At 71.7% G+C, this 20,803-nt stretch carries 19 protein-coding genes; 6 read left to right on the forward strand and 13 right to left on the reverse strand.

What is annotated here, in order from left to right; translation table 11 throughout:
• Window positions 1–97 precede the first annotated feature (97 nt).
• Window positions 98–1,465, reverse strand: coding sequence for a glutamine synthetase family protein (locus tag ACGFNH_RS07350; protein WP_393652039.1), 1,368 nt, complete (start codon window positions 1,463–1,465; stop codon window positions 98–100).
• Between the two features lie 74 nt (window positions 1,466–1,539).
• Here ACGFNH_RS07350 and ACGFNH_RS07355 point away from each other — a divergent pair, with 74 nt between their 5' ends.
• The 3 genes from ACGFNH_RS07355 (at window position 1,540) to ACGFNH_RS07365 (ending at window position 4,829) form a co-directional block, all read left to right on the forward strand.
• A complete protein-coding gene (locus tag ACGFNH_RS07355; protein WP_393652040.1) occupies window positions 1,540–2,283 on the forward strand; it encodes a FadR/GntR family transcriptional regulator in 744 nt (247 codons plus the stop codon).
• A gap of 312 nt (window positions 2,284–2,595) precedes the next feature.
• On the forward strand, window positions 2,596–4,071 hold the full coding sequence (gene eat, locus ACGFNH_RS07360) for an ethanolamine permease (protein WP_393652041.1): 1,476 nt from the start codon (window positions 2,596–2,598) through the stop codon (window positions 4,069–4,071).
• Window positions 4,072–4,121: 50 nt separating this feature from the next.
• Entirely contained in the window at window positions 4,122–4,829 is a 708-nt protein-coding gene (locus ACGFNH_RS07365; protein WP_393652042.1) for a gamma-glutamyl-gamma-aminobutyrate hydrolase family protein, read from the forward strand.
• Between the two features lie 497 nt (window positions 4,830–5,326).
• On the opposite strand, the gene ACGFNH_RS07370 is transcribed toward ACGFNH_RS07365, so the two are convergent.
• Window positions 5,327–6,232, reverse strand: a complete 906-nt coding sequence (locus ACGFNH_RS07370; RefSeq protein WP_393652246.1) for a LysR family transcriptional regulator — start codon at window positions 6,230–6,232, stop codon at window positions 5,327–5,329.
• Between the two features lie 232 nt (window positions 6,233–6,464).
• On the opposite strand from ACGFNH_RS07370, the gene ACGFNH_RS07375 reads away from it, so the two are divergent.
• The gene (locus tag ACGFNH_RS07375; protein WP_393652043.1) at window positions 6,465–7,640 is read left to right on the forward strand and encodes a TDT family transporter; all 1,176 of its coding nucleotides are present in this window, start codon (window positions 6,465–6,467) and stop codon (window positions 7,638–7,640) included.
• Here ACGFNH_RS07375 and ACGFNH_RS07380 read toward each other — a convergent pair.
• A complete protein-coding gene (locus ACGFNH_RS07380; protein WP_393652044.1) occupies window positions 7,567–8,292 on the reverse strand; it encodes a helical backbone metal receptor in 726 nt (241 codons plus the stop codon). The two genes, ACGFNH_RS07375 and ACGFNH_RS07380, sit on opposite strands and share 74 nt — an antisense overlap.
• Window positions 8,293–8,661: 369 nt before the next feature.
• On the opposite strand from ACGFNH_RS07380, the gene ACGFNH_RS07385 reads away from it, so the two are divergent.
• A complete protein-coding gene (locus tag ACGFNH_RS07385; RefSeq protein WP_393652045.1) occupies window positions 8,662–9,591 on the forward strand; it encodes a 5'-3' exonuclease H3TH domain-containing protein in 930 nt (309 codons plus the stop codon).
• Window positions 9,592–9,876: 285 nt separating this feature from the next.
• A complete protein-coding gene (locus ACGFNH_RS07390; protein ID WP_393652046.1) occupies window positions 9,877–10,731 on the forward strand; it encodes a siderophore-interacting protein in 855 nt (284 codons plus the stop codon).
• Between the two features lie 256 nt (window positions 10,732–10,987).
• Here ACGFNH_RS07390 and ACGFNH_RS07395 read toward each other — a convergent pair whose 3' ends face one another.
• The 10 genes from ACGFNH_RS07395 to ACGFNH_RS07440 all read right to left on the reverse strand — a co-directional run bounded on the left by ACGFNH_RS07395 (window position 10,988) and on the right by ACGFNH_RS07440 (window position 20,718).
• Window positions 10,988–13,843: a DEAD/DEAH box helicase gene (locus tag ACGFNH_RS07395; protein WP_393652047.1), complete on the reverse strand. Its 2,856-nt coding sequence runs from the start codon at window positions 13,841–13,843 to the stop codon at window positions 10,988–10,990.
• 45 nt (window positions 13,844–13,888) lie between these two features.
• The gene (locus ACGFNH_RS07400; protein ID WP_393652048.1) at window positions 13,889–14,785 is read right to left on the reverse strand and encodes a diacylglycerol kinase; all 897 of its coding nucleotides are present in this window, start codon (window positions 14,783–14,785) and stop codon (window positions 13,889–13,891) included.
• Window positions 14,786–14,889: 104 nt separating this feature from the next.
• A complete protein-coding gene (gene tatC / locus ACGFNH_RS07405; RefSeq protein WP_393652049.1) occupies window positions 14,890–15,846 on the reverse strand; it encodes a twin-arginine translocase subunit TatC in 957 nt (318 codons plus the stop codon).
• 56 nt (window positions 15,847–15,902) lie between these two features.
• Window positions 15,903–16,193 (reverse strand): Sec-independent protein translocase subunit TatA, encoded by a 291-nt coding sequence (tatA, locus tag ACGFNH_RS07410; protein ID WP_393652050.1) that lies wholly within the window; start codon window positions 16,191–16,193, stop codon window positions 15,903–15,905.
• A 209-nt stretch (window positions 16,194–16,402) separates the two neighbouring features.
• The gene (locus ACGFNH_RS07415) at window positions 16,403–16,624 is read right to left on the reverse strand and encodes a hypothetical protein (RefSeq protein WP_393652051.1); all 222 of its coding nucleotides are present in this window, start codon (window positions 16,622–16,624) and stop codon (window positions 16,403–16,405) included.
• Between the two features lie 304 nt (window positions 16,625–16,928).
• Window positions 16,929–17,156 (reverse strand): hypothetical protein, encoded by a 228-nt coding sequence (locus ACGFNH_RS07420; protein ID WP_393652052.1) that lies wholly within the window; start codon window positions 17,154–17,156, stop codon window positions 16,929–16,931.
• Window positions 17,157–17,174: 18 nt separating this feature from the next.
• The gene (locus ACGFNH_RS07425; RefSeq protein WP_393652053.1) at window positions 17,175–18,125 is read right to left on the reverse strand and encodes a helix-turn-helix transcriptional regulator; all 951 of its coding nucleotides are present in this window, start codon (window positions 18,123–18,125) and stop codon (window positions 17,175–17,177) included.
• 15 nt (window positions 18,126–18,140) lie between these two features.
• Entirely contained in the window at window positions 18,141–19,121 is a 981-nt protein-coding gene (locus tag ACGFNH_RS07430; RefSeq protein WP_393652054.1) for a helix-turn-helix transcriptional regulator, read from the reverse strand.
• Between the two features lie 181 nt (window positions 19,122–19,302).
• On the reverse strand, window positions 19,303–19,674 hold the full coding sequence (locus ACGFNH_RS07435) for an FKBP-type peptidyl-prolyl cis-trans isomerase (RefSeq protein ID WP_393652055.1): 372 nt from the start codon (window positions 19,672–19,674) through the stop codon (window positions 19,303–19,305).
• Between the two features lie 66 nt (window positions 19,675–19,740).
• The gene (locus ACGFNH_RS07440; protein ID WP_393652056.1) at window positions 19,741–20,718 is read right to left on the reverse strand and encodes an FKBP-type peptidyl-prolyl cis-trans isomerase; all 978 of its coding nucleotides are present in this window, start codon (window positions 20,716–20,718) and stop codon (window positions 19,741–19,743) included.
• Window positions 20,719–20,803: the final 85 nt, after the last annotated feature.

Below are 20,803 nucleotides of genomic sequence, written 5' to 3' on the forward strand. Positions count from 1 at the left end.
CGCCACGCCGCCGGGTCCGGCCGTCCGCCGCACGCCGGTGGTCGTGCCGTGCCCGTCCGCTCCGTTCCGTGTCCGGGGAACGGACGCGCACGGCAGGTCACATGCGCTCGAAGGAGCGGTAGCGCTCCCAGTCCGTGACGGCGCTGTCGTACGCCTCCTGCTCGATACGGGCCATGTTCAGGTAGTGCTCCACCACCTCGTCGCCGAAGGCGGCGCGGGCGACGGGGCTCGCGGCCCACAGCTCCGAGGCCTCGCGCAGCGTCAGGGGGACGTGCTCGGCGTCGCCGGTATAGGCGTTGCCCGTACACACCTCGGGCAGCTCCAGCTCCTGCTCGATGCCGTGGAGACCCGCCGCGACCATGGCGGCCACCGCGAGGTACGGGTTCACATCGCCGCCGGGCAGGCGGTTCTCGAAGCGGTGCGACTGGCCGTGACCGATGACGCGGAGCGCGCAGGTGCGGTTGTCCGGGCCCCAGGCGACCGCGGTCGGCGCGAAGGAACCGGGCCGGAACCGCTTGTACGAGTTGATGTTGGGCGCGTAGAAGAGGGTGAAGTCGCGCATGGCGGCGATCTGTCCGGCGAGGAAGTGCCGCATCACCTTCGACATGCCGTACTCGCCCTGTTCGTCGGCGAAGACGGGCTTGCCGAACTCGTCGCGCAGGGAGAGGTGGATATGGCAGGAGTTGCCCTCGCGCTCGTCGTACTTCGCCATGAAGGTGAGCGACGTGCCTTCCTGGGCCGCGATCTCCTTGGCCCCGGTCTTGTAGACGGAGTGCTGGTCGCAGGTGGTGAGCGCGTCGTCGTAGCGGAAGGCGATCTCGTGCTGGCCGAGGTTGCACTCGCCCTTGGCGGACTCCACGATCATGCCCGCGGTGCCCATCTCGTTGCGGATGCGGCGCAGCAGGGGCTCGACGCGGCCGGTGCCGACGAGGGAGTAGTCGACGTTGTACAGGTTGGCCGGGTTCATGTCGCGGTAGCCCCGGGACCAGGCGTCCTCGTAGGTGTCCTTGAAGACCATGAACTCCAGCTCGGTGCCGACGTACGCGGTCCAGCCGTGCTCGGCGAGCCGGTCGAGCTGGCGGCGCAGCACCTGGCGCGGGGAGGCGGCGACGGGGGAACCGTCGTGCCAGGCCAGGTCGGCGGTCAGCAGCGCGGTGCCGGCGTTCCAGGGAGTGCGGCGCAGGGTGGCGGTGTCGCCGTGCATGGCGAAGTCGCCGTAGCCGCGCTCCCACGAGGACATCGCGTAGCCGTCGACGGTGTTCATGTCGGCGTCCACGGCGAGAAGGTAGTTGCAGCCTTCGGAGCCGTGGTCGAGGACGTCGTCCAGGAAGAAGCGCGCGGCGAACCGCTTGCCCTGGAGTCTGCCCTGCATGTCGGTGAAGCCGAGGACGACGGTGTCGATCTCCCCGGCGTCGACGAGTCTGCGGAGTTCGTCGACGGAGAGCGGGGGTGTGCGGTCTGCCACGGGATTGCCTCCTGTCGGTGCAGCCGGAGGGCCCTTAAGGTAGTCCGGCAGACCATTGATTGGGAAGGGCTTCGATGAGCGACATGCTGGGGGCGGGTTCCGGCGACCGGCTGGCGCCGGTCCTGCGGCCGGTCCGGGCGGGCAATGGCTTCGAAGAAGCCCTGGAGCAGATACTCCAGGTGCTGCGCCTGGGCCTGGTCCCGTACGGCGAGCGGCTCCCGGCGGAGCGGGTGCTGGCCGACCGTATGGGCGTGAGCCGGATGACGCTGCGCGAGGTGCTGAAGGTGCTCCAGGACGAGGGCCTGGTGGAGAGCCGACGCGGCCGGTACGGGGGCACGTTCGTCCTCCAGCGGCCCGGCGGCGAGATCCGCGAACCGGGCGACGAACTGCGGCGGCGCATCGAGAAGGTCGACGTCGAGGACACGCTGCGGTTCCGGGAGGTCCTGGAGGTGGGAGCGGCCGGGCTGTGCGCGGCCCACGGCCTGACGGACGGGCAGGCCGACCGGCTGCGGGAAGCGCTGCACGCCACGCAGGAGGCGCCGTTGGAGGACTACCGGCGCGTGGACACGATGCTGCATCTGACGCTGGCCGAGCTGTCCGGCTCCCCCACGCTCGGCGCCCAGTACGCCGCGGTCCGCGCGACCCTCAACGACCTGCTGAACTGCATACCGCTGCTGGTCCGCAACCTGGAGCACTCCCAGGCGCAGCACGCCGCACTGGTCGGGGCGGTACTGGGCGGCGACGCCCACGCGGCGCGCGAGACGATGCGGGAGCACTGCGCGGGCACGGCGGCTCTGCTGCGCGGCTTCCTGGCGTGACCCGCTCGCCGCGGGGCAGGCGGGCCCCGGCCGTCCGGAGCGGGACGGTCGGCCGCCTCGCACGCCGGCGGGGTGGGCGGGCCCCTTCCGTACGGTTTCCGTACGGTCCGCCGGCTTCCGTACGGTCCGCCGGCGGGCACCCGCTCCGGACCGGCCCCGGCCGCACGCACAGCGGTGCGGGGCGGCGGGCGGCGTTTACCGCGGATTTACGCACGGGTCTTGCGCTGGGCCGATCCCTCCGCAAAGGTATGGCGCCAGTCCATTAAGGCGCGCCTCCGCGCACCCCCGGCACTTCCAGGCAGGAGCGACCCCATGGCCGATGAAACCGAGTCCCCGACCGCATCGCCGGTATCACCTCCCGGCGGCGCGGACGCCTCCCCCGAGGATGCGTACCTGGAGAAGCGCTCCCTGCGCCGCGGCAGCGCCGGGTGGCTGCTGCTGACCGGACTCGGCGTCGCCTACGTCGTCTCCGGTGACTTCTCCGGCTGGAACTTCGGCCTTGCGGAAGCCGGGTTCGGCGGGCTGGCCATAGCGGCGGTCCTCATGGGCCTGATGTACACCTGCATGGTCTTCTCGCTCGCCGAGCTGGCCGCGATCCTGCCCACCGCGGGCGGCGGCTACGGCTTCGCCCGGCGCGCCCTGGGCACCTGGGGCGGCTTCCTCACCGGGACCGCGATCCTCATCGAGTACGTCCTCGCGCCCGCCGCGATCGCGATCTTCATCGGGGACTACGTCGAGTCGCTGAAGCTCTTCGGGCTGGAGTCGGGCTGGCCGGTCTATCTCGCCTGTTTCGTGATCTTCATCGGCATCCACCTGTGGGGCGTCGGCGAGGCCCTGCGGTTCAGCTTCATCGTCACGGGCATCGCGGTCGCCGCGCTTCTGATCTTCGCGCTGGGCGCCCTCACCGAATTCGACGCGAGCGGCCTCAACGACATCCCGGTCGACCACAACGCCTTCGGGTCCAACTCCTGGCTGCCCTTCGGAGTCCTCGGCATCTGGGCCGCGTTCCCCTTCGGGATGTGGTTCTTCCTGGGCGTCGAGGGCGTGCCGCTGGCGGCCGAGGAGACCCGCGACCCGGCCCGCTCACTGCCGAAGGCCATGGCGATCTCCATGGGCATCCTGCTGCTGCTCGCCCTGATCACCTTCCTGGCCGCGACCGGCGCCCGCGGCTCCGCCGCCATCCAAGAGGCGGGCAACCCGCTGGTGGAGGCCCTGCAGGGCGGCGGCGAGCCCACTCCGCTCAGCCGCTTCGTCAACTACGCGGGTCTGGCCGGTCTCGTCGCCTCGTTCTTCTCCCTGATCTACGCCGGTTCGCGCCAGCTCTTCGCCCTCTCCCGCGCCGGCTACCTCCCCCGCTTCCTCTCCCTCACCAGCCGCCGCAAGGCCCCCTACCTGGGCCTGCTCGTGCCGGGCGCGATCGGCTTCTCGCTGGCGGCCGCGACCGGTGACGGCGCGCGGATGCTGAACGTCGCGGTCTTCGGCGCGACCATCTCGTACGCGCTGATGAGCCTGTCGCACATCGTGCTGCGCCGCCGCGAGCCCCAGCTGCATCGCCCGTACCGCACGCCGGGCGGTGTCGCCACCTCCTCGGTGGCGCTGGCGCTGGCGCTCTCCGCGCTGGTGGCGACCTTCCTGGTGGACAAGCGGGCGGCAGTCATCGCACTGGTCGTCTATGTGGTCGCGGGCGCCTACTTCGCCTTCTACAGTCGGCGCCATCTGGTCGCCGCCGCACCGGAGGAGGAGTTCGCGGCACTGGCCGCCGCCGAGGCCGAACTCGAACGCAAGTAGCGCGCGTACGCACATGACGCACGCACACCACAGGTGAATCCGGAGGAACCGTGGGCAAGCCCGTCATCGGCATCAGCACGTACCTGGAGCCCTCGGTGCGCTGGGGGGCGTGGGACCTGCCGGCCGCGGTGCTGCCCAGCGGGTACCACCGGCTGGTCCAGCGCGCGGGCGGCCTGGCGGTGCTGCTGCCGCCTGACGACCCGGCCGAGGCGGCGGCAGCCGTGGCGGTGACGGACGGGCTGGTGATCTCGGGCGGCCCGGACGTCGAGCCCGTACGGTACGGCGCCGACCGCCACCCGCGGACGGGCCCTGCCTATCCGGAGCGGGACGCCTGGGAGCTCGCCCTGATCGAGGCAGCCCTGGCATCGGGGACACCCCTGCTGGGCATCTGCCGCGGCATGCAGCTCCTCAATGTCGCGCTGGGCGGGACGCTCACCCAGCATCTGCCGGACGCGGTCGGTCACGACGGGCACGCCGAGCAGCCGGGGGCCTTCGGGCAGCACGAGATCAAGCCGGTGCCCGGGACGCTGCTCGGCACGATCCTGCCCGAGTCGATGTCCGTGCCGACCTTCCACCACCAGTCCGTCGAACGGCTCGGGCGCGGCCTGGTCGCCTCCGCGTACGCGGAGGACGGCACGACGGAGGCGGTCGAACCGTCCGACGGGAGCGGCTTCGTGCTGGCGGTGCAGTGGCACCCGGAGGCGGGCGAGGACCTGCGGCTGATGGAGGCGCTGGTGGAGGCGGCCCGGCCCGCCTGAGAGCCCCTGCGGCCGGGCGCCCGCGGCACTCGACGCCGGGCGCCGCCACGGCCGTCCGTCGTCCTGCCACGGCCCGGCCACGGTCGTTCGTCGTCCGTGCCGGGGCCCGCCCGCGGCGGGCGCGTCGGACCCGCACCACGCCCCAAGTCCCGCCGAATCGCGGTCCATTGACGACCGCAACCCCCCAACATGGCGCAGCCGAAGGGGCAGTGCGCGGACGACGCGTACGCGGCCGGGATCGCGTACGCCGGTCGGGTCGGCTCGCGGGGACTTCCGAACGCGCGGCTGTGCAGGAAACTGCGCTGACGCCACGGCGGTGAACGGCCCTGCGGCGGCGCGGACTGCAGTGGGGCGGACTGCAGTGGGGCGGGCTTCGGTAGTGCGGACTTCTGGAGCCGCGGACTGCGGTGGGGTGGACTCCGGCGGGGCCGACTCGGCGGACTCAAGGAGCGTCGGCGCCGGTGGCCGCGAGGGCGGTCGCGGCCGCCCCTTCCGGTTCAGCCCGCGCGGCGCGTCAGCGACAGCGACAGCAGGTCACGGGCCGGGCCCGCCGGGCGGCGGCCCGCGGGCCAGACCGCGCGCAGATCCCGGCCCAACTGGACGCCCTCGACCGGGACATGGACCATCCGGTGCGCCGCCAGCTCCTCGCCGACGACGAGTTCGCTGACCACCGACGGGCCGGCGCCGCTGAGCACCGCGGACTTCACCGCCGTCGTCGAGGACAGCTCCATCAGGGGCTGGGCGAGTCCCCCGTGTGCGGCGAGTCCCGTGTCGAGCACCTGGCGCGTGCCGGACCCGCGTTCGCGCAGGATCAGCGGGGTCGCGGCCAGTTCATCGGCCGCGACCGGCTTCCGGCGCCGCGCCCAGGGGTGCCCGGGGGCCGTGACGACAACGAGCCGGTCGTGCCCGATGACGGTGCCGTCCAGTCCGCCGGGAACCTCCACGCCCTCGACGAATCCGAGGTCGGCCTCGTCGGCGAGCAGGCGCTCCGCGACCGCTGCGGAGTTCCCCGCGAGCAGCGAGACGGCGGTGCCGGGTCGCTGTGCGCGCAGCGCGATCAGCCAGCCGGGCAGCAGGTATTCGGCGATGGTCATGCTCGCGGCCACCCTCAGGCGCGAGTCGCGGCGGGCGCGGAGCGCCTGCGCCCCGGCGTCGAAGGCCTCGGCCGCGTCGACGATCCGGCGCGCCCAGTCGGTGACGAGCACACCGGCGTCGGTCAGGCGCGAACCGCGCGGCGAACGGTCCACGAGCGCCACGCCCAACTGCCGTTCCATGGAACGCATCCTGCTGCTCGCGGCCGGCTGAGTGATGCCGAGTTTCTGCGCCGCCCGGCCGAGGCTGCCCAAGCGGGCGACGGCCAGCAGCAGTTCCAGCGCGCCCAGCTCGGGCACGCGATGCGCCAGGGACACCCGGACCGCATCGGTGCCCGTGCCGTCCCTGCCCTTGCCTCTGCCCGCGCCCACGCCGGCGTCCGTCCGGGCGGACCGGGGTCCGTTCCCCGGTGCCCGCCTCTTCCGCGGGGTGCCGCTGCCCTCCGCTTCGGACTCCGTACGCCGCCTGGACATAAGGCAAGTTTATGTGCCCATAGCTCCGCAGGCCCTGGCGGGAGTACCGCCCGGGCCCGAGGGTGGATGCATGCCCCTCGCACCCTCGCGCACCTGCCCTCTGCCCGTGTCCGCCCTCGGGTCCCGTAAGACCTTCTCGCTGCACGGGCTGGGCCCCAACTGGTACGCCACGGTCATGGGCACCTCCATCGTCGCCACCGCCGCGGCCGGACTGCCGCTCGGCCTGTCCGGGCTGCCGGGGCTGCGCGCCGCCGCCATCGCCGTGTGGGCGGCGGCCGCGCTGATGCTCCTCGGGCTGCTGTCCGCGAGTGCCGCCCAGTGGATACGCCGCCCCGGCCATGTCCGCGACCGCCTCCTCGACCCCGCGGTCGCACCCTTCTACGGCTGCCCCGCCATGGCGTTCCCCGCGCTGGGCGCCGCGACGCTCGCCGTCGGAGGGGACGTCATCGGCGGTACCGCGGCCGTCGCGGCAGCCGCCGTACTGTTCGCCATCGGGGCCGTGAGCGGGCTGCTGGTCGCCGCCGCGATCCCCTACCTGATGGTCACGCGGCACAGGACCGGGCCGGGTTCGGCCACCCCCCTATGGCTGCTGCCCGTCGTCGCGCCCATGGTGCCCGCGGCGCTCGGCCCGCTGCTCGTACCTCATCTGCCGCCGGGACAGGCGCGGGAGGCGCTGCTCCTCGGCTGCTTCTCGCTCTTCGGCGTGAGCCTGCTGGCCACCCTGCTGATCCTGCCGCTGGTGTTCGCCCGGCTCGTCCACGACGGTCCGCTGCCGCTCGCCCTGACCCCGGCGCTGTTCCTCGTCCTCGGGCCGCTGGGCCAGTCGGTGACCGCCACGGGGCAGGTCGCGGACGCGGCGCCCGGCGCGATCACGGCCCCTTATGCCACGGCCCTCGGCGCGTTCGGAGTGCTCTACGGGGTTCCGGTGCTGGGGTTCGCGCTCCTCTGGCTAGGAATCGCCACCGCGCTGACCATACGGGCGGCGCGACTCGGGATGCCGTTCAGCATGACCTGGTGGGCGTTCACCTTCCCCGTCGGGACCTGTGTCACCGGCTCGACCGTTCTGGCCCGGCACACCGGACTCGTTGCGTACGGATGGCTCGCGGCGGCGCTGTTCGCGCTGCTGGTCACGGCCTGGGGCGTGGCCGGATTCCGTACGCTGCGGGGTGTCCTCAGGGGTGAGCTGCTCGCAGCGCCGCGCCCAGCACGGCCGGCGCCTCCGCCAACGACGGCCCGTACCAGGTGAGATGGCGGCCGCTGACGAGGGCACTCGGCAGCCCCGGGAACGCCTCGGGTCCGTCGTCGGCCGTGAAGACGTAGGGCTCGTCCGGCAGCACGACCAGATCCGGGGCCGCCGCCCGCAATTCGTCGACCGGGATCTTCGGATAGCGGTCGGCGTGACCGGCGTAGAGGTTGGTGACGCCGAGGCGGGCGAGCACATCGCCCGCGAAGGTGTCCCGGCCCAGCACCATCCACGGCCGCCGCCAGATCGGTACCACCGCACGCCGCACCTGCGACGGCGAGGGAGCGGGCAGATCGCGCCACGCGGCCTCGGCCCGGTCCAGCCACCGCGGCCGGTCCAGGCCGCAGGCGTGCACCAGGACACGTTCCAGCTCACCGAACGCCTGCTCCAGCGTGCGGATTTCGGTCACGAGAACCTCGATGCCCGCCGCGCGCAGGGCCTCCAGGTCCGGCTCGCGGTTCTCCTCCTCGTTGGCGATCACGAGGTCGGGCGCGAGGTCGATGATCGCGGGAACGTCCGGATTCTTGGTGCCCTTGACCCGTACGACATCCAGGTCGGCCGGGTGGCTGCACCATGCCGTGGCACCGACGAGCAGCCCGGGCGCCGTGGCGGCCACGGCCTCCGTCAGCGAGGGCACCAGCGAAACGACGCGCATGCGCTCACCCTACGCACGGTACGCACCCGAAGCCGCGCCGTGCCGCGGAAGAACGCGTCCCTCCCGCTCGCCCCCGCGGGGGCGAGCGGGAGGGACCGCGTCGGCAGCTTCCGGGCCGTTGGGAAGAGGAGCAGCGGCTCCGGTGCTGCCGGCCATCGGCTCGACCCTTGACGGTGGCGTCTGCCCCAGCGGTTGAGCGACAAACGGAAGTGATGCACTTCACAAGCTGGAACATTTCCCTCAGGGCCTTCGGGGCTCACTCGGACCGTGCGGCACTCCTCGCGCATGGCCGGGCCATCTTGCGTCCGTCGGCCCCTCCGCCGGTGGTGCGGCGCTTCCCCCGGTGTTGTGTCGGTGCGGTACGGCATCATGCGGGATGTGACCCGACGCCTGATGCTCCTCGACAGCGCCTCCCTGTACTTCCGCGCCTACTTCGGCGTCCCCGACTCGGTCAGGGCCCCCGACGGCACCCCGGTGAACGCGGTGCGCGGGCTGCTGGACTTCATCGCCCGGCTCGTCCAGGACCACCGCCCCGACGACCTGGTCGCCTGCATGGACGCCGACTGGCGGCCGCACTGGCGCGTCGAGCTGATCCCCAGCTACAAGGCGCACCGCGTCGCGGAGGAAGTCCCGGCGGGCTCCGATGTCGAGGAGATCCCCGACACCCTCTCCCCCCAGGTTCCGGTGATCGAGGATGTGCTGGACGCGGTGGGCATCGCCCGCATCGGCGTGCCCGGCTACGAGGCGGACGACGTGATCGGCACCCTGACCGGACTCTCCGCCGGGCCCGTCGACATCGTCACCGGCGACCGGGACCTCTTCCAGCTCGTGGACGACGCGCGCGGCGTGCGCGTGCTCTACCCGGTCAAGGGCGTCGGCACCCTCGAGACCGTCGACGAGGCGTGGCTGCGCACCAAGTACGGCGTGGACGGGCCGGGGTATGCGGATCTGGCCCTGCTGCGCGGCGACCCGAGCGACGGTCTGCCCGGGGTACCGGGCATCGGCGAGAAGACCGCGGCCAAGCTCCTGGCGGAGTTCGGAGACCTCGCGGGGATCATGAACGCCCTCGGCAACCCGATGGCGAAGATCAGCCCCGCGCAGCGCAAGCGCCTGGAGGAGGCGCGTGGCTACATCGCCGTCGCGCCCAAGGTCGTCCATGTCGCCTCGGACGTCCCCCTGCCGGAGCACGACCCCGCGCTGCCGCGCGCGCCGCGCGACCCGTCGGCGGTCGGGGAACTGGCGGCGCGGTGGGGGCTGGGTGGATCCCTGCAGCGGCTGCTCACCACGCTCGAGAGCTGAGCGGCTCCGAGGCCGAGCACTGCGGGAGCTGAGCGCTGCCGGAGCTGAGCGCTGCCGGAGCTGAGCGCCCCGGAGCTGTGCGCTCCCGGGGCGGGCACCTCCCGGGCGGGCACTCCCGGGACGAATACTTCACGGCAGAGCCCGGGAGTGAACACACCAGCCATGAGCACTCCGGGCGCCCCGGCAGGCCGGGCGTACGCGCGTTCCGGCCGCGCACCACCGGTCCGGGCCTGTTAGGTTAGGTCTACCTAACTCGTACGACGTCGTGCATCAGGGGGAACCACCGTGGCAGACCGACCGGCCCGCAAGAAGCCCATGCTCAACCGGGCCCAGGTGCTGCGCAAGCAGCAGCTCACCCCCCACATGATGCGGGTGGTTCTGGGCGGCGGGAACCTGCCCGAATTCGGCGCGGGCGAGTACTCCGACCACTACATCAAGCTGCTGTTCCCGGTGGACGGCGTGACCTACCCCGAGCCGTTCGACATCGAGGCCGTGCGCCGCGACATGCCTCGCCACCAGTGGCCGGTGACCCGTACGTACACCGTGCGCAGCTGGGACCCGCAGGCGTGCGAGCTGACGGTGGACTTCGTGATTCACGGGGACGAGGGGCTGGCCGGGCCCTGGGCCGCGAACGTGAAGGCGGGCGAGGAGATCCTCTTCCTCGGCCCCGGAGGCGCCTACGCCCCGGACCCCGACGCCGACTGGCACCTCCTGGCCGGCGACGAGAGCGCGCTGCCCGCCATCGCCGCCGCGCTGGAGCGCATCCCGCACGGCGTCCCGGTGCACGCGTTCCTGGAGGTGGCCGGCCCGGAGGAGCAGCAGGAACTGCGCGTTCCGGAGGGCGTCGAGATCGTCTGGCTGCACCGTGGTGCGGCCCCGGTCGGCGAGGCACTCGTATCGGCCGTACGCGCACTGGACTTCCCCGGGGGCGCCGTGCAGGCGTTCGTCCACGGCGAGGCAGCGTTCGTGAAGGAACTCCGCCGACTGCTGCGGGTCGAGCGCGAGATCCCGCGCGAGCGACTCTCGATCTCGGGCTACTGGCGGCTCGGGCACAACGAGGACGGCTGGCAGGCGTCCAAGAAGGAGTGGAACGCCCAGGTGGAGGCGGAGCAGGAGCCCGCATCGGCGTCGGCGTCCTGAACCCCGCCGCGGCGACGGCTTCCTGACGCCGCATCGGTACGAGCCTTCAACAGCGCATCAGTGGAACGACTCGGACGGCCGACACCCGCCCCAACCCGACGGCCGTGAACGACCGTTGACGCCCCTCAGGCCGCAACGCGCCCTTCGTGCGCGACCGCCCCGTTCGAACTGATCGGCGCACAACTCCCGCAGTCCACCGGCCCCTTGACGCCCGCGATCCCAGCAGGCGTCAAGGGGCCGTACGGCATCTCGCGTCTCAGCCCACCGACGAGTACGCGACCACGCCGCGCAGCAATCCGTCGACCGCCCGTCGCGCGTTCCTGCGCACCGGGCTGCCGTCCGGGGCGGCCTCGGCGATCTGCCCGAGGACGTCGATGACCTGCTTGCACCAGCGCACGAAGTCGCCCGCCGGCATGTCGGTCTCGGTGAGCACCGCGTCCAGGCTGTGCCCGGACGCCCAGCGGTAGGCCGCCCAGGCGAAGCCGAGGTCGGGCTCGCGCTGGCCCACGCCCTCGGACTCGCTGATGCGGTGTTCCTCCTCCTTGGCGTCCAACCGCCCCCAGATACGGACCATTTCGCCGAGGGCCTGCTTGGCATTGCCGGTCGGCAGCTTCGGCGGCAGCGCGTCGTCGGCGGCCCTGGCCTCGTAGACCAGTGCCGAGGCACAGGCCGCCAGCTCGGCCGGCTTCAGGTCGTCCCAGACGCCGTCGCGCAGGCACTCCGAGGCGAGCAGGTCCAGCTCGCCGTAGAGCCGCGCGAGCCGGCGCCCGTCATCGGTGACCTCGTCGCCGTGGAGATATCCGAGGTCGGAGAGCAGGGCGTAGACCCGGTCGAAGGTACGGGCGATGGTGTTCGTACGGCCTTCGATGCGCCGCTCGAGCTGCCGGGTATCGCGCTGCAGCCGCAGAAAGCGCTCGGCCCAGCGGGCGTGGTCCTCGCGGTCGGCGCACCCGTGGCAGGGATGCGCTCGTATCTCGGCGCGCAGCCGGGCGATTTCCTGGTCGTCGGCCGCCACGGAGCGCTCTTTGCGGTGCCGGTCGGGGACGATGTGCCCGGCCTTGGTGCGCAGCGCGGAGGCCAGGTCGCGTCGGGACTGCGGGCTGCGCGGATTGAAGGACTTCGGGACCCGCATCCGCTCCAGCGCCTCGACGGGCACCGGGAAGTCCATCGCGGCGAGTCGCTTGACCTGTCGCTCGGCGGTGAGGACGAGCGGCCGCGGGCCGTCGTGGTACTCGAAGCCGCGGTGGCCGTTGGCCCGGCCCGCGGGCAGTCCGGGGTCGAGGACCAGGGCCAGGCCCGCGTACTTGCCCGTGGGGACATGAATGACGTCGCCGGGTTTGAGCTTCTCCAGGGCGACGGCGGCGGCGGCGCGGCGCTGGGCCGCGCCCTGTTTGGCCAGATCGGTCTCGCGGTCCTTGAGGCTGCGGCGCAGCTGGGCGTACTCCTCGAAGTCGCCCAGGTGGCAGGTGATGGACTCGCGGTAGCCCTCCAGCCCCTCCTCGTTCTTCTGCACCTGCCGGGAGATGCCGACCACCGAGCGGTCCGCCTGGAACTGTGCGAAGGAGGTCTCCAGCAGCTCGCGCGAGCGGTGCCTGCCGAACTGAGAGACCAGGTTGACCGCCATGTTGTACGAGGGCTTGAAGGAGGAGCGCAGCGGATAGGTCCGCGTACCGGCGAGGCCGCCCAGCGCGATCGGGTCCATGGCGCGCTGCCACAGCACGACCGCGTGCCCCTCTACGTCGATGCCGCGGCGCCCGGCGCGGCCGGTGAGCTGGGTGAACTCCCCCGGCGTGATGTCGGCGTGCTGCTCGCCGTTCCACTTGACGAGCTTCTCCAACACCACCGACCGGGCAGGCATGTTGATGCCCAGGGCGAGTGTCTCGGTGGCGAAGACGGCCTTCACCAGCCCGCGGACGAACAGCTCCTCGACGATCTCCTTGAACGTCGGCAGCATCCCGGCGTGGTGGGCGGCGATGCCCCGCTCCAGACCCTCCAGCCACTCGAAGTAGCCCAGCACATGGAGGTCTTCGTCCGGAATGGCGGCGGTGCGCGCCTCGACGAGCGCCCGGACCTTGGATCGCTCCTCCGGACCGTTCAGCCGCAGCCCCGCATGCAGGCACTGCTGGACGGCAGCCTCGCACCCGGCCCGGCTGAAGATGAAGGTGATCGCGGGCAACAGGCCCTCGGCGTCGAGCCGGTCGATGACCTCGACCCGGCTGGGCGTCCAGATCCTGCTGCGCTGGCGGCGCTCGCGCTCGCGATCCGCCTCCCGCATGTTCCGCCCGCGGCGGCGGTCCCGGCCGCCCGTCGGCCGGCTGTTCTCCATCCGCGCGAGCCGTACGAGGTCCGGGTTGACCTCGCGCCTCCCGCCACCTCCAGGGGCGGCCTTGCCACCCTCTCCACGAGCCGGCGCGGCCCCGTCCTTCTCCTCGAAGAGGTCGTACATCCGGCGGCCGGCGAGCACGTGCTGCCACAGGGGTACGGGCCGGTGCTCGGAGACGATCACCTCGGTGTCGCCGCGGACGGTGTCCAGCCAGTCGCCGAACTCCTCCGCGTTGGAGACCGTGGCGGACAGGGAGACCAGGGTCACCGACTCCGGGAGGTGGATGATGACCTCTTCCCAGACGGCGCCGCGGAAGCGGTCGGAGAGGTAATGGACCTCGTCCATGACGACATGGCCGAGGCCTACGAGGGCCTGGGAGCCCGCGTACAGCATGTTCCGCAGGACCTCGGTGGTCATGACGATCACCGGGGCATCGGAGTTGACGCTGTTGTCACCCGTCAGCAGGCCGACCTTCTCCGACCCGTACCGCTTGACGAGGTCGTTGTATTTCTGGTTCGACAGGGCCTTGATGGGCGTGGTGTAAAAGCACTTGCGGTTCTGGGTCAGCGCCAGATGGACGGCGAACTCGCCGACGATCGTCTTGCCGGAGCCGGTGGGTGCGGCGACCAGCACGCCCTTCCCGGCCTCCAGGGCCTGACAGGCCTCGATCTGGAACGGGTCGAGGTCGAAGTCGTACATCTCGCGGAAGGGGGCGAGCGCCGTGGCCTGCTCGGCGGCGCGAACCCGGGCGCTTGCGTAGCGCTCGGCAGGTGAGAGGTCCTCGGTCATCGTGCCTACGAGACTACCGGCCACCTCGGACAGTGGTCTCGATCATTACGGCGACGGCGAGAGGATGCGTACGGCTCCCGGGACGACACGCGCGGTCAGGGGAAGCGGGCCGAGCGGCTCGCCGTCCGCGTACGCGGTGATCCCCGGGGCCTCCAGGGTGATCTCGGAGACACGGTGCACGGTGACGGCCGGATGGCCGAGGTGGGTGCCCTTGTAGACCTTGGGGAAGACCTTCAGCAGCTCGGTCCGGCTGCACGGGCCGACCACCGTGACGTCGAAGAGCCCGTCGTCCATCGCGGCATCGGCACAGATGCGCATACCACCGCCGTACGAGGAGCCGTTGCCGACCGCGACGAGCGTCGCATCGACCTCCTGCACGGGACCGCCGTCCAGGCGTATGCGGTACGGGATGGGGCGGAAGGCGGCCAGTTCGGCGACCATCGCCACGTCGTACTTGAACCGTCCCGCGGGCCATTTCATGCGGTTGCCGCGGTCGTTGACGCGGGAGTCGAAGCCGGAGGCGAGGACGGTGCCGAACCACCGTTCCCCTGCCTGCCCGAGGTCGATCGGCCTGGTCCTGCCCTCCGTGAGAGCCTCGGCGGCGAGCCGGGCACCCGCCACGGGATCGCGTACGGGCAGACCGGTCACGCGGGCGAAGTCGTTGCCGGTGCCGACGGCCACGACGCCGAGCGGGACGTCCGTCCCGCCGACGGCCTGGAGCGCCAGGGACACCATGCCGTCGCCGCCGACGGCTATCAGCGCCCGGGTCCCCTCGGCGACCGCTTTGCGCGCCTGCTCAAGCCCGTCCTGCGCATCGGTCCCCACCACGGTCCGTACAGTGAATCCGGCCGCTTGCAGGGCCTCCGCGGTCGGCATGGCCGCCTGTCCCGCGCGGCCACGCCCGGCGGCGGGGTTGACGAAAAGAGTGATCTCACTGGTCACGGAGGGGACCCTACTGGTGAGTCAGCTTGCGATGAAGACCCTGGACGGTCTCCATCGCACACCCTTCACCTCACGTCCTCACACGGCGGCGCCGGGGACGTCCCTCAGGTCACGTCGTCCAGGCTGCCATGGCTGACCTCGCGGCCCGACGCCTGCTCGGGCAGCGCGGCGGGCGGCGACGTCACGGACTCGATCTCCCCGACGGCCTCGGGGGTGAGGTCCAGCTCCGAGGCCTCGTCGTCGGACGGTCCGGCCGCGGCGACGCGGGCCGCGCGCAGATCGTGGACCAGCGAGACCCCGACCGCGGCGAAGTAGAGGACGACGATGGGGGCGGCGAGCGCGATCATCGTCAGCGGGTCGGTGCTGGGGGTGATGACGGCGGAGAAGACCGTGATGCCCATGACCATGCCGCGCCACCAGCCGAGCATGCGCCTGCCGGTGACGACCCCGCCGAAGTTGAGCAGCACCAGCAGCAGCGGCAGCTCGAAGGAGAGGCCGAAGACCACGACCATGCGGGTCACCAGGTCGAGCAGCTTGTCGAGCTGCATCAGATTCTCGACGCCGACCGGGGTGAATTCGATGAGCACCGTCGCGGTGGTCGGCAGCACGCGGTAGGCGAAGTAACCGCCGATGAGGAAGAGCGGGAAACCGGCGCCGACGAAGCTCAGCGCGTACTTCTTCTCGCTGCGGTGCAGACCGGGCGCGAGGAAGGCCCAGAGCTGGTACAGCCAGACCGGGGAGGCTGCGATCACGCCGGCCATGAGCGAGACCTTCAGCGCCAGCGTGAACGGACCGAGCAGGTCCATGATCACGATCTTCGCGCAGGTCGTGCCCTTGTCCGCTTGGGCGAGTTTGCTGAACTTCAGATCACAACCGACCGCCTCCAGCACCGGCTTGGTGATGAAGTCGATGATGCTCTCGTAGAAGAAGGCGGCGACGACAGCGGCCACCGTGATGGCCAGCAGGGACTTCACCAGCCGGTTGCGCAGCTCACGCAGATGCTCCACAAGGGGCATCCGGCCCTCGGGGTCCCTCTCCTGATTGCGGGCGGACTTGAGCAACCCACGTCCTCATCTCGTGCAGCGGACCGGCGCCGGCCCGCCCCGATCGGCTCCGGTCAGCGCTTGGTCGTACGGTCGGTCGGCTCGCTCACCGGACGCGAACTGGTCACGTCGCCCGGAGCGGCTTGGATCGTACGGTGCGGGGCCTGGGCCTGGTCGGCCGGCGGGTCGGCGGGCGCGGAGGACGACTGGCCGCCCTCCGACTTCATCGCCTTGGCCTCGCTCTTGAGGATGCGGGCGGACTTGCCGAGGGAGCGAGCCATGTCGGGAAGCTTCTTCGCGCCGAAGAGCAGGATGATGACCACGAGGATGAGAATGATCTCGGTAGGTCCGAGCCTTCCGAACATAAGCGTTTACCTTCTCACCGAGGCGACTTGGGGTGGGCCTGCCCGACCGGCCGGATTTGTGTCCGACTGCCCGTGCTGGCAGCGATCGTAACCCCCAGGGGTAAACGATCCGCAATGCCCGTGCATACGGCCGATTGCGGCCCCTCGCCTCGCTCTTCGGGCCGCTCCTCCGCAGCGTACCGTCCAGGTCGGCTCGTCTGGAGACCGCATCAGGTCTCGTGTGCGATCCGCCCGGTCGCCGAATCCCGCGCCGTGGAGGCCAGCGGGACCGCCGACCGCTCGAGATCCTCCGCCGCGCGGGTGATGCGGTCGGAACTCTCCGCGACCTGGCGGGCCAGCCTCCGCACTTCGACGAACACGCGAATCGCGAGGACTCCGAGCACGGCGATTCCGCAGAAGCCGAGGGCGATGGCGAGCATGGGCCAGAGCATGAGGGCGAGCCTAGTGGCCGTGCTGCCCGGACACGTGCGCGGACGGTCCGGTCACCTACGCGGACGGTGTGCGGAGCGCGGTGATGCACAGGAGATCCGCGGGACCCGTGGTGCGTCTGCGGGATACGGGACAGCCAGGGCTGTCCCGTATCTCGGGTGAATCAGCGCGCGGCGCCGGATGCGGTGGAAGGACACCTCCCAGCGGTAGCCGGGGGGCGAGGCGGAGGATCCTACTCCCAGGCGCAGCTCTGGCGGAGCCGTGGCCGACGTCGTGCACCCGCCAGGGAATACGGGAGCGCAGCCCTCAGGCGTGGTGCAGGCGCAGCGTACGGACGCCGCCGCCCGTGAGCAGCTCCACGATCCGCTCGCCCGCCGGCTTGCGCACCGCGGCGCCGCAGTCCGGGCAGGTGAAGGAGTAGAACGTCGTACGGCTACTGGCGCCGAGGACCAGCCGAAGAGCATCGGAGGCCAGCTCGAAGCTGCCGCGGCAGTCCGGGCAGGCGGCCTTGAAGATCACTGCCGTGGGCACCATGCCTCGCCTCGAGTCCCTTCACTCGCCGTATGCCGCGAGAGCGTCGCAGGCCACCTGCCTGGCACTCTCCGCGAGATCCCGCGGAGAGGTGATGTGCCCGTCCTGGCCGAGCCGCAGTGCCAGCCGGCGCAGCGAGGCCGGGTCGGGGGTGCGCAGGGTGATCCGCAGTCCGCCGTCGGGCAGTTCCTCGGCGCTGTCGTGGGGGTAGTACTCGGCGACCCAGCGGCCGGCGGGACCGGTCTCGACGACGACCTCGGGGTCCTCCTCGGAGGGCTGGACCAGCCCCTCGGAGAGATCGCGCAGTTCGACAGGCGGCGGGTCGGCGGGCGCGTCGAGCAGTTCGATCTCGGCGACGCGGTCGAGCCGGAAGGTGCGGCGCGCCTCGGAGAGACGGCACCACGCCTCCATGTAGGTGTGGCCCACCGCGAAGAGCCGGATGGGGTCCACCTCCCGCTCGGTGAGTTCGTCACGGGCGGGCGAGTAGTAGCGCAGCCACAGCCGCCGCCGCTCGGAGATGGCCCGGTCGACGTCCGCGAAGACCCCGCCCTCGGATTCGAAGGTGACCGAGAGCCGGGAGCTGGCGCCCGCGGCCTCGCCCGCCGCCGCCTCCAGCTTGGCCGTGGCGCGCAGCAGCGCCTGCCGGTCGCCCTCGCGCAGGCCGGGGAGGGTCGCGACGGCGCGGGCGGCCACGAGCAGGGCGGTCGCCTCGTCGGCGGCGAGCCGGAGCGGCTCGGCCACGTCGTCGGGGTTGTGCCACCAGATGCGGTCGCCGTCGGTGTCGATGTCGAGCAGATCGCCGCCGCGGAAGCTCGTACCGCACATGGGCAGGACGTCGAGGTCGGAGATCAGCTCCTCCTCGGTGATGCCGAAGGCACGGGCGACGTCGCTCACGCGCGCGCCGGGGCGCTCGCGCAGGTACGTCACCAGGGACAGCATCCGGCGTGTCTGGTCGATCGCGTTCGTCGCCATGGCGGCCCGATCCTCTCAGCCCTTGGCCACGGCGCGCAGCCGGTCCAGGACATCGGCCCGCAGTTCCGCGGGGTCGAGTACGACCACATCGGCGCCGAACTCCACGAGCCAGGCGTCGAGTCCGTGTCCGTACGGGATCTCCAGCTCGTCCCAACCGTGCCCGGCGGACCGGGTGTTCAGGGCTCGCGCCCGCAGCGGATAGCCGGATCCGGCACGCAGCCGGATGCGGGCGCTGCGGGTGGCGGTCTCGCCCGCCCAGGTCTCCACGGTCTCGCGGACGGTGACGTGGTCGGGCACCGGGGCGGTGAACGCGCCGGCCCGGGAACGGACGCGGCCGGTGATCCGGGAGAGCCGGAAGACGCGCTCGGCCTGCCGGTCGCGGTCCCAGCCCGCGAGATACCAGTGCCCGCGCCAGCACTCCAGCGTCCATGGCTCCACGTGCCGGGCCTCGGGGCGGGCGGCGCTGGCCTTCCGGTAGTCGAAGGTGACGGCGCGGCGGTCGCGGCAGGCGACCATGAGCGGCTCGAAGGCGCTCTCGTGCACGGGGATGCGGGGCTCGAGGGCGCTGTGGATCTCGTACGGGTCCTCGGCGAGCGGCATCCCGGCGGCGCGCAGCTTCTGGAGGGCCCCGCTGGCCGCCCCGGCGAGCCTGGCCTGCTGCCAGACCTTGGCGGCGAGGCCGAGTGCGGCGGCCTCTTCGGCGTCGAGGGCGACGGGCGGGAGGCGGTTGCTGTCGCGGCGGGCGAGGTAGCCGGTGTCGCCGTCGACACCTTCGACGGTCTCGATGACGAGCCCGAGCTCGCGCAGGTCGTCCTTGTCGCGCTCGAACATGCGGTTGAAGGCGTCGACGCCCGCGGCCGCGCCGCCGTTCCCCGGTCCGAACGCCTCGACGTAGGCCTCGATCGAGCCGCGCAGCTCGCGCTTGCTGAGCGGGCGTCTGGTCCCGAGCAGGCACAGGGCCAGATTCATCAGCCGCTCGGCCTTGGCAATGGCCATCGACGCCCTTTCTCGTTGTGATCCCGCACCGATGACCGTACCGGTCCCGGGACGGTCATCAAAAGCGAAGTGCCCACGCCGCAGGGGCGTGGGCACTCGCGCAGTTGACACTTTTCGCGTCCGCTGCTGACGCCTGTCGCGTCGCTCCCGGACGGCACCGCGGCCACCCGGGACGGGTGGGTCAGACCGAGACGAGGTCGCAGACGAAGATCAGCGTCTCGCCCGGCTTGATACGGCCGCCGGCACCGCGGTCCCCGTAGGCGAGGTGGGGCGGGATGACGAGCTGGCGGCGACCGCCGACCTTCATTCCCTGGACACCCTGGTCCCAGCCGGGGATGACCTGGCCGACACCGAGCTGGAAGCGGAGCGGGGTGCCACGGTTCCAGCTCGCGTCGAACTCCTCACCGGTGCTGAAGGCAACGCCGACGTAGTGGACGGAGACGCTGTCCCCGGCCTTGGCCACCGGGCCCTCGCCCTCCCAGAGGTCCTGGATGTCCAGGTCGGCCGGGGGCTCTCCGCCCGGGAAGTCGATCTCGGGCTTCTCGATGCTCACTGCGATGCTCCTAGACACGGATCTGGTCGGAAACGGTGCCAGTCTTGCAGACGACGATCACTCGGCTCACACGGTGCCGACGATGTCGACCGAGAAGACCAGGGTGTTCTTGGCCAGCGGGCTCTGCGGCGTGGCGCCGTAGGCGAGCTTCGGCGGGATCACCATGAGCACCCGGTCACCGACGTTCTTGCCGACCAGCGCCTTGTCCCAGCCCTGGACGACCGAGCCGGTGCCGATCTGGAACGCGGTGGCGCCGCCGTGGTCCCAGGAGGAGTCGAACTTCTTGCCGTCCTCCCACTTCACGCCGGTGTACTGGACGATCAGGCCGTCACCGGCCTTCACCTTCGGACCCTTGCCCTTGATCAGAACCTGCTCCTGAAGGTCCTTGGGCTTGTCGGCCTTGGGGATGGTGATGGTGGCCGCCTTCTGCGACTGCGCCTTCACCGTGGGCAGCCCCGCCTTCGGCGCGGCCTGCTCGCCCTTGGCCTCGGCCTTCTTGTCGGGCTTCTCGGCGGAGGCGATGTCGACGGCCCAGACGAGACCGTCGGTGGGCTTGATCCCCGACTGCGGGTTGAGCTGCTTGCCGATGAGGGCCTTCGCGGTGCCCTCGACGACGACCCGGCTGCCGACCTTCTTGCCGACCAGGGCGTCGAGCACCGGGGCGGGCAGCGACTGGCTCTGCTGTCCGAGCTCCTGGACGACCTGGGTGCGGGGGGCCTTCGGGTCGGCACCGGGCTGCTTGACCCAGGTGCTGCCGAGGGTCTTGCCGCCCTTCATGGTCTCGCCGGCGAAGTCCAGGCGAACCAGGTCGCCCTTCTTCACCTCGGCGCCGGAGCCCTCGGAGACCGTCTTGCTCACGAGCTTCTCGGAGGCCTTGGCGTCCTTGGGCACGGAGATCTTGGGCTTCTCCCCCGCCTTGCCCTCCACCGAGACCACTCCGGCGTCCGACGAACCGTCGTCGGACCCGCACGCGGCGGCGGTGAACAGAAGGGCGGGTACGGCCAGCGCCGCGACGAGGCGGCGGATGTTCCTGGTGTGCTTCATCAGTCCAACTCGGCTAGGGGGGTCAGCGGGCATTCCCGCCACTGTACGACCTGTGGCCGGGAGTGCACGGGCGTCTGACACGGCT

Origin of the sequence: Streptomyces sp. NPDC048639 (genome assembly GCF_043199075.1) — a bacterium.
In the GTDB taxonomy this organism is placed as follows: domain Bacteria; phylum Actinomycetota; class Actinomycetes; order Streptomycetales; family Streptomycetaceae; genus Streptomyces.